The 675-nt window shown below is 50.7% G+C and carries 1 protein-coding gene; it reads right to left on the bottom strand.

The annotated features are described in order from the left end of the window. On the bottom strand, nucleotides 1–675 hold a 675-nt coding region (locus R7Q46_RS27440), incomplete at both ends, for a triacylglycerol lipase (RefSeq protein WP_318078310.1).

Below are 675 nucleotides of genomic sequence, written 5' to 3'. Positions count from 1 at the left end.
GATACCGAGTAAACCGTTAATTTCGTCCAAGTGATTCATTTTGTAATCATCACGAATGACTTTTCCTAAATGAGTGCTGCATGCGCCAACGAGCCCATCGTTTGGCCCATCGAATGCCAAGCCGAGTACCATCATGGCTGCGTCTGTCGGATCGAAAACGTTGGAAAAAGTGGATGATCCGGTCCATGAGTAGTAATACACGTCGTTCGGTGCCAGTAAATCACCGTCGCCACATTCGCTGGTTGGAATGCCTTCAGGGTAGTGTTGGTTAAAAGCTAGCGAGCCTTCCGTCGTTAATGCGGCTAACGAAGCCAGTGGATCTTGATCAAGATCTGAACCACCCGAAAGCAGATTGATCAGAGTGGTTAACCCCTGCGCGAGTTTAACGGCCAACTGTTCTGTCCCCGATCCTTCTGGAACGGTGCCGCGTACTAAGTCTGCGACTTTTGAGCCTTTGTTCACTCCGCCGATACTGGTGACAGAAGCCACTAAATCAGGGCGTACAGAGGCTACATAACGCGCTGTTGGGCCACCATGGCTGTGACCAATGAGGTTCACTTTGCTAGCACCTGTGGCGGCGAGTAAGGTTTCGACTTGAGAAAGAAGCTGCTCACCGCGGGCTTCGCTACTGTTTGTCGCAGAAACTTGTGCCACATAAACTGTAGCGCCATCTTT

The organism is Vibrio sp. 811 (assembly GCF_033339195.1).
The sequence above is the reverse complement of the archived record's forward strand: the minus strand, read 5'-3'. Positions and strand labels throughout refer to the sequence as shown.